This window comes from Mesorhizobium sp. M1A.F.Ca.ET.072.01.1.1 (assembly GCF_004023325.1).
GTDB lineage: Bacteria > Pseudomonadota > Alphaproteobacteria > Rhizobiales > Rhizobiaceae > Mesorhizobium.
Map to the genome: position 1 here is coordinate 16,139 of NZ_RZSF01000045.1, position 13,970 is coordinate 30,108.

The 13,970-nt window shown below is 63.5% G+C and carries 11 protein-coding genes and 1 pseudogene; 8 read left to right on the plus strand and 4 right to left on the minus strand.

Going from position 1 to position 13,970, the window contains the following annotated elements:
• Positions 1 to 18 precede the first annotated feature (18 nt).
• On the minus strand, positions 19 to 1,311 hold the full coding sequence (gene rhaI / locus EOA32_RS09525; protein WP_128371582.1) for an L-rhamnose catabolism isomerase: 1,293 nt from the start codon (positions 1,309 to 1,311) through the stop codon (positions 19 to 21).
• Positions 1,312 to 1,469: 158 nt separating this feature from the next.
• Positions 1,470 to 3,572, minus strand: a complete 2,103-nt coding sequence (locus EOA32_RS09535) for a bifunctional rhamnulose-1-phosphate aldolase/short-chain dehydrogenase (protein WP_128371584.1) — start codon at positions 3,570 to 3,572, stop codon at positions 1,470 to 1,472.
• A 185-nt stretch (positions 3,573 to 3,757) separates the two neighbouring features.
• Between EOA32_RS09535 and EOA32_RS09540 the strand changes: the two genes are divergently transcribed.
• The 7 genes from EOA32_RS09540 to EOA32_RS09570 all read left to right on the plus strand — a co-directional run bounded on the left by EOA32_RS09540 (position 3,758) and on the right by EOA32_RS09570 (position 10,941).
• Entirely contained in the window at positions 3,758 to 4,567 is an 810-nt protein-coding gene (locus tag EOA32_RS09540) for a DeoR/GlpR family DNA-binding transcription regulator (protein WP_095777439.1), read from the plus strand.
• A gap of 55 nt (positions 4,568 to 4,622) precedes the next feature.
• Positions 4,623 to 5,618 (plus strand): rhamnose ABC transporter substrate-binding protein, encoded by a 996-nt coding sequence (gene rhaS, locus EOA32_RS09545; protein WP_128371585.1) that lies wholly within the window; start codon positions 4,623 to 4,625, stop codon positions 5,616 to 5,618.
• 119 nt (positions 5,619 to 5,737) lie between these two features.
• Positions 5,738 to 7,294 carry a sugar ABC transporter ATP-binding protein gene (locus tag EOA32_RS09550; RefSeq protein ID WP_245499224.1) on the plus strand — a complete coding sequence of 519 codons (1,557 nt, stop codon included), beginning with the start codon at positions 5,738 to 5,740 and terminating at the stop codon, positions 7,292 to 7,294.
• Positions 7,291 to 8,268 (plus strand): ABC transporter permease, encoded by a 978-nt coding sequence (locus EOA32_RS09555; RefSeq protein ID WP_066996846.1) that lies wholly within the window; start codon positions 7,291 to 7,293, stop codon positions 8,266 to 8,268. Before EOA32_RS09550 ends, EOA32_RS09555 begins: the two co-directional genes overlap by 4 nt.
• The gene (locus EOA32_RS09560) at positions 8,265 to 9,266 is read left to right on the plus strand and encodes an ABC transporter permease (protein ID WP_095829175.1); all 1,002 of its coding nucleotides are present in this window, start codon (positions 8,265 to 8,267) and stop codon (positions 9,264 to 9,266) included. The genes EOA32_RS09555 and EOA32_RS09560 overlap by 4 nt, the downstream gene beginning before the upstream one ends.
• The gene (rhaM, locus tag EOA32_RS09565; RefSeq protein WP_189407029.1) at positions 9,266 to 9,580 is read left to right on the plus strand and encodes an L-rhamnose mutarotase; all 315 of its coding nucleotides are present in this window, start codon (positions 9,266 to 9,268) and stop codon (positions 9,578 to 9,580) included. Before EOA32_RS09560 ends, rhaM begins: the two co-directional genes overlap by 1 nt.
• Complete coding sequence (locus tag EOA32_RS09570; protein WP_128371588.1) at positions 9,577 to 10,941, plus strand: FGGY-family carbohydrate kinase; 1,365 nt, start codon at positions 9,577 to 9,579, stop codon at positions 10,939 to 10,941. The genes rhaM and EOA32_RS09570 overlap by 4 nt, the downstream gene beginning before the upstream one ends.
• A gap of 85 nt (positions 10,942 to 11,026) precedes the next feature.
• Here EOA32_RS09570 and EOA32_RS09575 read toward each other — a convergent pair whose 3' ends face one another.
• Both EOA32_RS09575 and galE read right to left on the minus strand, forming a co-directional pair.
• Positions 11,027 to 12,283 carry a D-amino acid dehydrogenase gene (locus EOA32_RS09575; RefSeq protein WP_095777446.1) on the minus strand — a complete coding sequence of 419 codons (1,257 nt, stop codon included), beginning with the start codon at positions 12,281 to 12,283 and terminating at the stop codon, positions 11,027 to 11,029.
• 181 nt (positions 12,284 to 12,464) lie between these two features.
• Positions 12,465 to 13,460: a UDP-glucose 4-epimerase GalE gene (gene galE, locus EOA32_RS09580; protein WP_095777447.1), complete on the minus strand. Its 996-nt coding sequence runs from the start codon at positions 13,458 to 13,460 to the stop codon at positions 12,465 to 12,467.
• A 281-nt stretch (positions 13,461 to 13,741) separates the two neighbouring features.
• Between galE and EOA32_RS09585 the strand changes: the two are divergent.
• Positions 13,742 to 13,970, plus strand: a pseudogene (locus EOA32_RS09585) (5-aminolevulinate synthase); the annotation flags it as partial.

The window sequence follows — 13,970 nt, forward strand, 5'->3', positions numbered from 1 at the left end:
AGCGGCCGGATGAGGGTGTCAGACGATCCCGCCGCCGCCGCCGGCGACGGCCGGCCGCTCCGCCGCGACCTTCGCCCGGTAGCCGGCCTCGCGATAGGCGGCGACCGGATCAATGGCGCCGCCGGTTCTCAGCCGCGCCATGGCGAGGATCGGCTCGACATCGGTGCGGTAGGCGGTCTTCAGCGTCTGCGTCGCCATCAGCGCGTCGTTCGCTTCCTGAAACCCGTCCAGCGCCTTGCGGTCGACCAGCAGCGCCTGCGCATAGGCGCGCTGCACCTCGACCGCGGACAGCATCAAGCTTTCGATCGGATCGGTGACGTTGTGGCTCTGGTCGAGCATATGCGCGGGATGGAAGCCCTTGGCACCCGAAAGCTCTGCATCGACCAACTCGTTGAACACCAAAAACAGCCGGTAAGGATCGATCGAACCGGCATCGAGATCGTCGTCGCCATATTTGGAATCGTTGAAGTGGAAGCCGCCGAGCTTGCCGAATTGAATCAGCCGCGACACGATCATCTCGATGTTGACGTTGGGCGCGTGGTGGCCGAGGTCGACGAGGCAGAAGGCCTTGTCGCCGAGCTCCTTGGCGATGATGTAGTTCGTGCCCCAGTCCTGCACGACGGTCGAATAGAAGGCCGGCTCGTACATCTTGTGCTCGGTAAACAGCCGCCAGTCGTCCGGCAGGCCGGCGTAGATTTGCCGCATGGCGTCGAGATAGCGCTCGAAGGCCTTGGCGAAACTGACCTGGCCGGGGAAGTTCGAGCCGTCGCCGATCCATACCGTCAGCGCCTTCGACCCAAGCGTCCTGCCGATCTCGATGCATTCGAGATTGTGCTCGACCGCCTGGCGGCGCGTGCCGGCATCGGCGTGCGACAGCGAGCCGAATTTGTAGGAGAGCTTCTGGTCCTTCGCGTCGGAAAAGGTGTTGGAGTTCATCGCATCGAACCCGAGCCCGAAACGCGCCGCCGCCTGCTTCAGCCGGTTCGGATCGGCCTTGTCCCACGGGATATGCAGCGAGACGGTAGGCGTCGCTTGCGTCAGCTGGCTGATGACGGCGCAATCCTCGATCTTGTCGAAGATGTCGCGCGGCTCGCCGGCGCCGGGAAAACGGGCAAAACGCGTGCCGCCGGTGCCGACGCCCCAGGACGGGATCGCGACGCCGAATTTTTCCACCTTGTCGCGGATGGCGTCGATGGCAATGCCGCGCCGGTCGAGGCGTTCGCCGAGCGAGGCGTAGTCGCGCTCCAGGTAAGCGTTGCGCACAGCGTTATGTTTGGCGACGAGGTCGGCTGCGATGATCTGTTCGGACATTTTTTCCTCCCAATTCGTCTGCGCTGCCCCTCATCCGCCTACCGGCACCTTCTCCCCGTATAGTCACGGGGAGAAGGGACGCGCTCCAGCGCTGGCGCCCCCTCTCCCCGTTCTTACGGGGAGAGGGTAAGGGTGAGGGCAGCGCTGGCTTTGACAATTTACCGCGTAAAGCTCTGCGCGTTGCCGGCGTCGACATTGACGATGTTGCCGGTCGACTTGGCCGACATGTCGGAAGCGAAGAAGTAGATCGCTTCGGCGATATCTTCCGGAAATACCGAGCGTTTCAGCATCGAACGCGACCGGTAATGCTCCTCGAGATCGTCGGTCGACATCTTGTAGGCGGCGGCGCGCTGTTCCTTCCATTCGCCGGTCCAGATCTTGGAGCCGCGCAGCACGGCGTCCGGATTGACGACGTTGACCCTGATCTGCGCCTCCGCACCCTCAAGCGCGAGACAGCGCGCGAGATGGATCTCGGCCGCCTTGGCCGTGCAGTAAGCGGCGGCGTTGGGCGAAGCGGCAAGGCCGTTCTTGGAGGCGACGAAGACGACATTGCCGCCGATCTTCTGCGCGCGGAACAGCCGGAAAGCCTCGCGCGAAACGAGGAAATAGCCGGTCGACAGGATGTCCATATTCTTGTTCCACAACGCCAGCGTCGTTTCCTCGATCGGCGCCGAGGAGGCCAGGCCGGCATTGGAAACCAGAATGTCGATGCCGCCGAACTCGACCGAAGTTTCGGCAAAGCCCGACGTGACCTGATCTTCCGAGGTCACGTCGATCCGCACCGGACGGACGAAGTCTTTGCCGTAGCCCTTCGACAGCTCTTCGTGAGCGCCGGCAAGCGCGGTCTCATCGATATCGGCCAGCACGACGCAGGCGCCTTCGCGCAGCAGGCGGTTGGCGGTGGCGCGGCCGATGCCGCCGGCACCGCCGGTGACCAGGGCGATCTGTCCCGCCAGCGCCTTCGGCTTCGGCAGGCGCTGGAGCTTGGCTTCTTCCAACTGCCAGTATTCGATGTCGAAGGCCTCCTGTGCCGGCAAGCCGACATAGGACGAGACCGTCGAGGCGCCGCGCATGACGTTGATGGCGTTGACGTAGAATTCGCCGGAGATGCGCGCCGTCGCCTTGTCCCCGGCGAAGGTGAACATGCCGACGCCCGGCATCAGATAGACGACCGCGTTCGGATCGCGGATGGCGGGCGAGTCCTTATGTTTGCAGCTGTCGTAATAGGCCTGGTAGCCGACGCGATAGGCCTCAATGTCGTCGGCGAGGCGCGCGATGACGGCATCGACATCCGGCCTTGCCGGATCGAACTCGATCACCAATGGCCGGATCTTGGTGCGCAGGAAATGGTCCGGACAGGACGTGCCCAGGGCCGCCAGCGGGCGCAGGTCTTTCGAATTGACGAATTCGAGCACTGCTGGCTGGTCGTCGAAGTGGCCGAGCTTATGGCTCTTTTCCGAGATCAGGCCGCGGATTCTGGGCATGAGTTTCGCGGCAATGGCACGCCGTGCCGGCGCCTCGAGCGCCTTCACCACCCCGCCGCCGAAGATCGCCTTGCCCTGGGATTTGCGCTCGAACCAGTCGATCGCCTGATTGATCACCGAAATCGTCGTTTCGTAACATTCCTTCGGCGTGTCGCCCCAGGTGAACAGGCCGTGGCTTTCGAGAACCACCCCCTTGGCGTCGGGGTTCTCGCGGCAGAATTTCTCCAGCCACAGCCCAAGCTCGAAGCCCGGCCGCTTCCAGGGCAGCCAGCCGATGGCCTCGCCAAACACCTCTTTCGTGATTGCTCTGGAGTCCTTGGCCGCGGCAATCGCGATAATGGCATCGGGATGCATGTGGTCGACGCAAGCCTTCGGCACGAAGGCATGCAGCGGCGTGTCGATGGAGGCCGCGCGCGGATTGAGGTTGAAGGTGCAGTGGGGCAGATAGCCCACCATCTCATCCTCGTGGTCGACGCCGCGATAGAGGCTCTTCAGCGCGCGCAGCTTGTCCATGTAGAGGGTCGCAAACCCGTCGAGCTTGATCGAAGCGCTGTCGCCGCCCGAGCCCTTGACCCACAGCACCTCGACGTCCTCACCGGTCAGCGGGTCTTTCTGCCAGACCTTGGACGAGGTGTTGCCGCCGCCATAATTGGTGACGCGCTTGTCTGAACCCAGCGTGTTCGAGCGATAGACCAGAAGCTCGGGACCGCTCATCCCTTCAGCCTTTGCGTCGTCCCACAGATTGGCGAGGCGCGAGCCAGAGCGCTTGTCGAGCATAGGTATCCTCCCTTGGGACGCTAAAATGCGCAGTCCAATTTGGTTGGAATGTCTACGCAACAGGACCTCTTGTCAATCATAAACGATCAAGATCGATCATATTGCACTGCACAATGAAAATATGTGATCGGAAATGATTGACACTGCGCGTTTTCTGGTGCCTGATAGCCAGGCAGGGAGGAACCATGCACGAAAAAGAGCGACACAGGATCATTCTGTCCGCCGTCCAGGAAAAGCCTGTGGTGACGGTGCAGGAAATGGTCGACCTGACGGACTCCTCCGAGGCGACGATTCGGCGCGATATCGCGGCGCTGCATGTGCAAAAGCGCCTGCGCCGGGTGCGCGGCGGCGCCGAGGCGATCTCACCGCCGCAAGTCATCGGCCTTGCCGGCCGGCCCTTCTCGGTCAACGAAACGCTGAACGCCGCGCAGAAGCGGGCGATCGCGCGGGAAGCGGTGAACCTTTGCAAGGACGGCGAGCCGATCATCATCAATGGCGGCACCACGACCTTCCAGATGGTGCATTTCCTGACCGGCCGCCGCATGCCGATCTTCACCAACTCGTTCCCGATCGCCGAGCATCTGCTCAAGCACTCGAAGAACACGGTGATGCTGTCGGGCGGCACGATCTATCGCGAGCAGAACATCATCCTGTCGCCCTTCGACAATGACGTGACGCGCAATTTCTATGCGCGGCGCATGTTCATGGGCGCTCAAGGGTTGGGACCGCTCGGCCTGATGGAAGGCGACCCGCTGCTGATCCAGGCGGAGCAAAAACTGATCGACCAGGCCGACGAGCTGGTGGTGCTGGTCGATTCCTCGAAATTCCGCATGCGCTCCAGCCTGATCCTGTGCGGGCTGTCGCGCATCACGACCGTGATCACAGACGACGGTATCGACGACCGCGAAGCCAAGATGCTGGAAACCGCGGGCGTGGCGCTGATCGTCGCCCGCAAACAGTCAAGCGACAAGGAGGAATCTTCACTGCAGGCCTGAGGACAACTCGCGCCCGCAGCGGCGATGGAATGCAACGCTCAAGGGAGGATATTCGATGAGCTTTTTGAAGAAACTGCTGGTCACGGCGGCCTTTTCCGTCGCCATGTTCGTGAATGGCGCCTATGCCGAGAACGTCAAGATCGCGCTGGTCGTGAAGTCGCTCGGCAACGGCTTCTTCGACGCCGCCAACAAGGGCGCCGAGGAAGCGGCCAAGGAACTGGGCGACGTCGACGTGATCTATACCGGTCCGACCAAGGCGACGGCGGAGGCACAGATCGAGGTGATCAACTCGCTGATCGCGCAGAAGGTCATTGCCATCGCCGTCTCGGCCAATGACGCCGATGCGCTGGTGCCGGTGCTGAAGAAGGCGATGGATCGCGGCATCACCGTGATCTCGTGGGACTCCGGCGTCGCCAAGGAAGGCCGCCAGCTCCACCTCAACCCGTCCGACACCAATTTGATCGGCGAGACCATCATCAAGCTCGCCGCCGACTACCTGCCGGAAGGCGGCGATGTCGCCATCCTCTCGGCATCCTCGACCGCGACCAACCAGAATGCCTGGATCGAAGCGGCCAAGAAGGTGCTGCCGGAGAAGTTCCCGAAGATCAAGCTGGTCGCCACCGTCTATGGCGATGACGACTCCGCCAAGAGCACCGACGAAGCCAAGGGCCTGTTGAAGTCCTATCCGAACCTCAAGGCGATCATCGCGCCGACCACCGTCGGCGTCGTTGCCGCCGCGCAGGTCGTCACCGACGAGAACCTGATCGGCAAGGTCAACGTCACCGGCCTCGCGCTGCCGTCGGAGTTCAAGAAGTTCATCGACAACGGCGCCAGCCAGGCGGTCGCGCTGTGGAACCCGATCGACCTCGGCTACTCGGCGATCTATCTCGCGCATGACCTGGCGGTGAAGAAAGAAGAGGCCAAGCCCGGCGCCACGCTGTCGATCGGCCGCGTCGGCAAGGTGACGCTCGACGATACCAACTCGGCTGCGATGGCTCCGCCCTTCCAGTTCGACAAGACCAACATCGAGAAGTTCTCAAAGATCTATTGATCTGAGGAGCTTGCACCCTCCCCCTTGTGGGGAGGGTCGGCGAGGCGGTGTCGCGAAGCAAAACTGGCGAGACGGGGCGGAGGTGACGACACTTCCATGCACCAGGACCTTAACTTGATATGCTAGACAACCCCCATCCCGCTCACGTTGTTCGCGACCCTCCCCGCGAGGGCGAGGGCAAATTGGCCCCGCGCCTGACGCTCTCAGGCATCTCCAAGAGTTTTCCGGGCGTTCGGGCGCTGCACAATGTCAGCCTGTCGCTCTATCCCGGACAGGTGACGGCGCTGATCGGCGAGAACGGCGCCGGCAAGTCGACGCTGGTCAAGATCATGACCGGCATCTACCAGCCCGACGCCGGCGAAATCAGCATCGACGGCCAGGCCACGGCGCTGCCCAGCGCCCATGCCGCGTTCGCCCACGGCATCACCGCCATCCATCAGGAGACGGTGCTGTTCGACGACCTTTCTGTCGCCGAAAACATCTTCCTAGGCCATGCGCCGCGCACCCGCTTCGGCACCATCGACTGGCGCACCATGCGCAAAAATGCGCGCGAGGTGCTGGAGACGATGCGCGCCGGGCACATCGACGCCGACACGCGGCTGAAGGACCTTGGCATCGCCAACAAGCATCTGGTGGCGGTGGCGCGCGCCATGTCCATCGACGCGCGCATCGTCATCATGGACGAGCCGACCGCCGCACTTTCGATGAAGGAGATCGAGGAGCTTTTCCTTTTGATCGAATTCCTGAAGAGCGAAGGCAAGGCGGTGCTCTTCATCAGCCACAAGTTCGACGAGATCTACCGCATTGCCGACCGCTACACCGTCTTCCGCGACGGCGAGATGGTCGGCGAAGGCCTGCTCAAGGACACCGGCCAGAACGAGATTGTGCGTATGATGGTCGGCCGCAACGTCGACCACATCTTTCCGCAGCGCGAGCCGAAGATCGGCGCGCCGGTGCTGTCGGTCTCCGGCCTGTCGCACCCGACCGAGTTCGACGATATCGGCTTCGAATTGCGCAAGGGCGAAATCCTCGGCTTCTATGGCCTGGTCGGTGCCGGCCGCAGCGAGGTGATGCAGGCGATCGCCGGCATTACGCGCACCAGCCGCGGCACGATTTCGCTGGACGGCAACTCAATCGCGCCGAAATCGGCGGCGGATTCGATCGAGGCCGGCATCGTCTATGTGCCGGAAGAGCGCGGCAAGCAGGGTGTCGTCATCGGCCTGCCGATCTTTCAGAACGTGTCGCTGCCTTCGCTTGCGCGCACCTCGAAATCCGGCGTGCTCAAGCTGGCGGAAGAATTCTCACTGGCCCGCTCCTACACCGAGCGGCTGGATCTGCGCGCCTCGTCGCTCAGCCAGGATGTCGGCACGCTTTCCGGCGGCAACCAGCAGAAAGTGGTCATCGCCAAATGGCTGGCGACCACGCCGAAGGTCATCATCCTCGACGAGCCGACCAAAGGCATCGACATCGGCTCCAAAGCCGCCGTGCACGGCTTCATGGCCGAGCTCGTGGCACAGGGGCTATCGGTGATCATGGTCTCCTCGGACCTGCCGGAAATCCTCGGCATGTCCGACCGGGTCGTCGTCATGCGTGAAGGCCGTATCGCGGCCACCTACGACAACAAAGGCCTCGACGCCGAGACGCTGGTCAGGACCGCAGCGGGGATCGCGGCATGAAGAATTTTCTCAAATACCGCGAGATCTGGCTGCTCGCCGGCATCGTCCTGCTGATCGGGCTGATCTCGACCCGCTTCCCCGGTTTTGCCGATCCGGCCAATCTGCGCCAGGTGTTCAATGACACCTCGATCCTGATGATCCTGGCGCTCGGCCAGATGGTGGTGATCCTGACGCGCTCGATCGATCTGTCGATGGCGTCCAACCTCTGCTTTACCGGCATGGTCGTGGCCATGCTCAACGCCGCCCATCCGGCGATCCCGATCCCGGTGCTGATCGTCATCGCACTGCTTGTCGGCCTCCTGCTCGGCGCCATCAACGGCATCCTGGTGTGGCGGCTGAATATCCCGTCCATCGTGGTCACGCTCGGCACGCTCACCATCTATCGCGGCGCCACCTTCGTCGTCTCCGGCGGCGCCTGGGTCAATGCCGACCAGATGAGCCCCGACTTCATCAACTTCCAGCGCGCCGCCTTCCTCGGCCTGCCGGTTCTGTCGTGGATCGCGCTTCTCGTCATTGCGCTGTTCTTTCTGGCGATGACGCGCACGCAGATCGGCCGCTCGATCTATGCCATCGGCGTCAACCCGACCGCCTCGGTCTATGCCGGCATCGATGTCGGTCGCACCAAGTTCATCGTCTTCTGCATTTCCGGCATGATCGGCGGGCTTGCCGGGTACTTATGGATCTCGCGTTACGTGATCGCCTCGGTCGAGGTCGCCAACGGCTATGAGCTCAACATCATCGCCGCCTGCGTCATCGGCGGCATTTCGATCGCCGGCGGCATCGGCTCGGTCGGCGGCGCGGTGCTCGGCGCGCTCTTCCTCGGCATCATCTCCAACGCGCTACCGGTCATCAACATCTCGCCCTTCTGGCAGATGGCGATCTCGGGCAGCGCCATCATCCTGGCCGTGGTGCTCAACGCGCGCGGCGAGCGCCGGCAGGGCCGCATCATCCTCAGAAAGGCGGAAGCGGCATGACCGACACCCCTGCCCCGCGTCATATCCCCGACCGGCTCGACAAGCCGCTTTCTTCGGCGATTTTTTCCTGGGAGGCGCTGCTCGTCGTCATCGCGATCCTCATCTTCGCAGTGAACAGCTTCGCCTCGCCCTATTTCCTCGACCCCTGGTCACTCTCGGATCTGACCTTCAACTTCACCGAAAAGGGCCTGATCGCGCTCGCCATGGCGCTGCTGATCATCTCGGGCGAGATCGACCTGTCGGTTGCTGCGATCGTCGCGCTCGCTTCGACGATGATGGGCATGGCGGTGCAGGCTGGCGCCGGCACGCCGGTGCTGGTCGCGATCGGCATCGCCGTCGGGCTCGGCTGCGGCGCTTTCAACGGATTGCTCGTCACCAGACTCGGCCTGCCCTCCATCGTCGTCACCATCGGCACGATGAGCCTGTTTCGCGGCATCGCCTTCATCATCCTCGGCGACCAGGCCTATAAGGGATATCCGGAAAGTTTCGCCTTCTTCGGCCAGGGTTATGTCTGGTGGGTCTTCTCGTTCGAGCTGGCGTTGTTCCTTCTCGCGGCGCTGGTCTACTGGTTCGTGCTGCATCGCACGAGCTTCGGCCGGCGCGTCTTTGCCATTGGCAACAATCCGGTCGCCTGCCAGTTCTCCGGTGTGCGCGTCGACCGCATCAAGTTCATCCTTTTCTGCCTCACCGGGCTGATGTCTGGCATCGCCTCGGTGCTGATCACGTCGCGGCTCGGCTCGACAAGGCCGTCGATCGCGCAGGGCTATGAGCTGGAGGCCATCACCATGGTGGTGCTGGGAGGTGTGTCGATCCTCGGCGGCGCCGGCAGCATCCTCGGCGTGGTGCTTGCCGCCTTCATCATGGGGCTGGTGACCTTCGGCCTCGGCCTGCTCAACGTGCCCGGCATCGTCATGTCGATCTTCATCGGCCTGCTGCTGATCATCGTCATTGCGCTGCCGATCGTCTGGCGGCGGCTGCGCGAAGGACGTTTCGCCTGATGGAGAAATACGCCTTCAAGATGAAGCTCAATCCCGGCATGAAGGGCGAGTACAAGCGCCGCCATGACGAGATCTGGCCCGAACTGGCGGAGCTGCTGAGAGAGGCCGGCGTCTCCGACTATTCGATCCATCTCGACGAGGAGACCAGCATCCTCTTCGGCGTGCTGTGGCGACGTGACGATCACGGCATGGCCGACCTGCCGAAACATCCTGTTATGCAGCGCTGGTGGGCGCATATGGCCGACCTCATGGAAACCAAACCCGACAATGAGCCGGTGGCGGTGCCGCTGGAAACCATGTTCCATATGGCATGATCCGCCACGTCGCCGTCATCGATATCGGCAAGACCAACGCCAAGGTGGCGCTGGTCGAGCTCACGATGCCGAGCGAGATCGCGCTGCGCCGCACCGCGAACGCGCCCGTTTGGCAGGCGCCCTACCCGCATCACGATGTCCAGGCGCTGTGGACGTTCATCCTGAACAGCCTCGCCGATATCAACCGCGAGCGGCGGATCGATGCGATCTCGATCACCACGCATGGCGCGACCGGGGCGCTGGTCGACGCCGCCGGCGAACTGGTGCTGCCGGTGCTCGACTATGAGTTCGACGGCCCCGACCAGCTTGCGGCCGACTACGACGCCGTACGCGCTCCCTTCGCCGAAACAGGCACGCCGCGGTTGCCCATCGGCCTTAATCTCGGCGCGCAATTCTTCTGGCAGCAAAAGCGCTTTCCAGTGGAATTCGCCAAGTCCGCCGCGATCCTGATGTATCCGCAATATTGGGCGCTGCGGCTGACCGGCGTGGCCGCCAACGAAGTGACATCGCTGGGCTGCCACACCGATCTGTGGAACCCCTGGACGTCCGACTATTCCTCGCTGGTCGACAGGATGGGCTGGCGTCCGCTGATGGCACCCGTGCGCCAGGCGAAGGACAGGCTCGGATCGATCCTGCCGGCTATTGCCCGACTGACAGGGCTCGACCCTGCGACTCCCGTCTTCTGCGGCCTGCACGACTCCAACGCTTCGCTGCTGCCGCATCTGTTGTCCGATCGGCCGCCTTTCTCCGTCGTCTCGACCGGCACATGGGTGGTGTCGATGGCGGTCGGCGGCAATAAGGTCGAGCTCGATGCGGCGCGCGACACGCTGGTCAATGTCAATGCGCTCGGCGATCCCGTGCCGTCGGCGCGCTTCATGGGTGGACGCGAGTTTTCGCTGCTGACCGAAGGCCAGCGGCAGGACTGGACCGAGGCCGATGTTGCCGCCGTGCTGGCACGAAAAGCATCGCTTCTGCCGTCAACCCAACAAGGCTCCGGGCCATTCCCTCACCGCGCCGCGCAATGGGTCAACGCCGAGGGCTTGCCCCCCGGCCAGCGCTTCACCGCAATCTCGTTCTATCTGGCGCTGATGACCGCGACCTGCCTGGAGTTGATTGGCGGCGACGGGCGGACGACGGTCGAAGGGCCCTTTGCGCGGAACCCACTTTTCATCCGCATGCTGGCAGCAGCAACGGGACGGGCTGTCATTGCGTCGGAGACGTCGACAGGGACGAGCATCGGCGCGGCACTGCTGGCGTCAGACCGCGCTACCGTCATGAGCAAAGGCGAGCGGACCGAGCCACCCGCAGATCCGGCTTGGCACGATTACGCGCGAGCGTGGCAGCGGGTCGTCGGGACGTGATCCGCGCCGTGGTATTTTGCCACAACTGACAGGTCGCGCCGACCAGCGCCGACATACGCCAGTGGCAACTTGCGCACCGAACGTCTCAGCCCGCTGTCGCGTAAAGCAACCCTTGCGGATCGATCTCGGGCTTGCGGCCGGCGACGAGGTCGGACAGGAATTTTCCCGAGCCGCAAGCCATGGTCCAGCCGAGATGGCCGTGGCCGGTGTCGAGATAGAGGTTGCGGTATTTCGCCTGACCGAAGATGGGCACGGAACTCGGCATCATCGGCCTCAGGCCTGCCCAAAGCAGCGCCTTCTTCTCGTCGAAGGCGCCCGGGAACAGGTCCTTGCCGGTTTCCAGGATGGTTCTGAAATCACGCGGCTTGAAGCTGCGATCGAAGCCTATGAATTCCGCCGTCGAGGACATCCGCAGCCGGTTGCCCAGCCTCGAATAGCCGATCAGCCGGTCCTCGTCGGCGCCGCCCATGGTCGGGCCCTTGCTCTCGTCCTCGAGCGGGACGGTCACGGTGTAGCCCTTCACCGGGTAGACGGGCAGGTCGATGCCGTAGCGGCGGCCGAACAGGCCGCTTTCGGCTCCCATCGAGATGACGACGGCGTCGCCCGCAACCGGTCCGGCCGAGGTCATCACGGCTCGCACCCGGTCGCCCTCGATGTCGAGGCCCTCGATTGTCGTGCCGAACAGGAACCTGACGCCGAGCTTCTCGGCCGCATAGGCGGCGAGCTTGTCGACGAATTGCTTGGAATCGCCGGTCTGGTCGATCGGCGAATAGATGCCGCCGGCGATCTTGTCCTTCACGCCGGCAAGGCCCGGCTCCAGCTCGGCCAAGCGGTCGCGGCCGACGATCTCGATCGGCAGGCCGCGCTCGCCGAGGTAGCGGTAATTGTCGGTGCCGGTGTCGAAGCTTTGCTGCGAGCGGAAGAAGTAGAGGATGCCTTTCTTGCGTTCGTCGTAATGGATGCCGGTCGCCTCCGAGAGCGCATTGATGCAGTCGCGCGAATAGAGCGCGAGCTTCAGCTTGACGTCGGTGTTGGCGCGCAGGCGCGCTACGGTGCACTCGCGCAGGAAGCGCAGGCTCCAGGCATAGAAATACGGATCGAGGCGCAGCCGGACCTTGATGCCGAGGTCATGGTTCCAGAGCGCGCGCAGAAAGGTCTTGAGCGCCGCCGGCGAGGCCCAGGCGGTGGCGTCGCCCGGCGAGACCAGGCCGGCGTTCGACTGGCTGGTGCCGCGCGCCGCTGCCTCATGGCGCTCGATCACCGTCACCTCATGACCGTCTTTAGCCAGATAGTAGGCGGCCGCCGTGCCAACCACGCCGGCGCCGAGCACCAAGACCTTCATGCCGTCCCTCAAGGCTCATTCAAAAAGTGCGCCTTCGGCACACCACCGCATGAGCCTCAATACCGCGTCTAAACTCGCCGGACGAGCCCTTGGCCCAACAGGTCAGTCTCATTTACGCAATTCCGGACGACGGCTACGGCGAAGTCGCCGAATCCAACCGCTACACACTTTCCTGAACTGCTCAGTTTCGAACGGAGTTCTTGGTCGTCAGGATGCGTTCCCAGGCCAGCGCATCCTTGACGATCTGGTCGAGATCGTCGCGCTGCGGGGTCCAGCCGAACTCCTTGCGGGCAAGGTCGGAATTGGCGACCACGGCGGCGGCGTCGCCCGGCCGTCGCGCACCCATGCGAACGTCGAAATCATGGCCGAAGGCGCGGCGCACGCTGTCGATCACTTCCAGCACCGAATAGCCATGGCTGTAGCCGCAATTGGCGACGAGGCTCTCCCCGCCATCGCGCAGCCGCTGCAGTGCCAACCGGTGCGCCGCCGCCAGATCGCTCACATGGATGTAGTCGCGGATGCAGGTGCCGTCCGGTGTCGGATAGTCCTTGCCGAAGACCTGCATGAATGGCCGCTTGCCGAGCGCCGTCTCGCAGGCGACCTTGATCAGATGCGTGGCGCCGGGCGTCGACTGTCCGGTGCGGCCCTTGGGATCGGCGCCGGCGACATTGAAATAGCGCAGCGCCGTATAGCGGATGTCGTGCGCAATCGCGGCATCGCGCAGCATCCACTCGCTCATCAGCTTGGAGAGGCCGTAAGGGGATTCCGGCGCCAGCCGGGCGTCCTCGCGCACCGGCTCCAGCCCGGCGCCGCCATAGACGGCTGCGGTGGACGAGAAGATGAAGTGCGGCACGCCCTCGCGCACGGCGGTTTCGATCAGCGCGCGCGTCTTGCAGGTGTTGTTCTCGTAATAGCCGAGCGGATCGGCGACCGATTCCGGCACCACGATCGAGCCGGCGAAATGGATGATGGCGTCGACCTTGTTTTCCCGGATGATCCGGCCGACCAGATCGCGATCGGCGACGTCGCCGACGACGAGCTTCGCCTCGGGCGCCACCGCCCATTCGAAGCCGGTGGAAAGCCTGTCGAGCACGACGACACTTTCGCCGGCGTCCAAAAGCTCCCAGACCATGTGGCTGCCGATATAGCCGGCACCGCCCGTCACCAAAACCGTCATCGCTTACCTCGCTGATCAAGATTTATCGGAAACTGTCTCAACAGCCGCCGTGCTGGAAACCCCGCCGTAAGCCCATTAGCCTCCCATTTTAGTGTTAAGTCTGTAACAGTTCCGCCTGCCCGAGGCATCGTACCGAAACAAAGCTGGTTCACATCCCCGGGAATAGGCCATGATCCGGCAACGTTAGGAACAGGCGCGGGGCGTGGCATTTTGACCGGTGCGGCGCGGTGGACGTAACATAGGCCCGTGACTATGATCCGGCGCAAAATTGGGAAGCCGACATGAACTACCAGCGGTTCTTCGAAGACGCGATCGACCAGCTCCATGCCGAGCGGCGCTACCGCGTTTTCGCCGACCTCGAGCGCATCGTGGGCAAGTTCCCGCGCGCCATCTGGCGCTCCAACGGTCGCGCCCAGGAAATCACCGTCTGGTGCTCCAACGACTATCTCGGCATGGGCCAGAATCCGGACGTCATCGCCGCCTTCCAGAACGCGGCGGGCCGGATGGGCT

Coding starts and splice junctions, on each gene's coding strand:
- rhaI (WP_128371582.1), bottom strand. CDS start 1,311: ATGTCCGAACAGATCATCGCAGCCGACCTCGTCGCCAAACATAACGCT.
- EOA32_RS09535 (WP_128371584.1), bottom strand. CDS start 3,572: ATGCTCGACAAGCGCTCTGGCTCGCGCCTCGCCAATCTGTGGGACGAC.
- EOA32_RS09540 (WP_095777439.1), top strand. CDS start 3,758: ATGCACGAAAAAGAGCGACACAGGATCATTCTGTCCGCCGTCCAGGAA.
- rhaS (WP_128371585.1), top strand. CDS start 4,623: ATGAGCTTTTTGAAGAAACTGCTGGTCACGGCGGCCTTTTCCGTCGCC.
- EOA32_RS09550 (WP_245499224.1), top strand. CDS start 5,738: ATGCTAGACAACCCCCATCCCGCTCACGTTGTTCGCGACCCTCCCCGC.
- EOA32_RS09555 (WP_066996846.1), top strand. CDS start 7,291: ATGAAGAATTTTCTCAAATACCGCGAGATCTGGCTGCTCGCCGGCATC.
- EOA32_RS09560 (WP_095829175.1), top strand. CDS start 8,265: ATGACCGACACCCCTGCCCCGCGTCATATCCCCGACCGGCTCGACAAG.
- rhaM (WP_189407029.1), top strand. CDS start 9,266: ATGGAGAAATACGCCTTCAAGATGAAGCTCAATCCCGGCATGAAGGGC.
- EOA32_RS09570 (WP_128371588.1), top strand. CDS start 9,577: ATGATCCGCCACGTCGCCGTCATCGATATCGGCAAGACCAACGCCAAG.
- EOA32_RS09575 (WP_095777446.1), bottom strand. CDS start 12,283: ATGAAGGTCTTGGTGCTCGGCGCCGGCGTGGTTGGCACGGCGGCCGCC.
- galE (WP_095777447.1), bottom strand. CDS start 13,460: ATGACGGTTTTGGTGACGGGCGGTGCCGGCTATATCGGCAGCCACATG.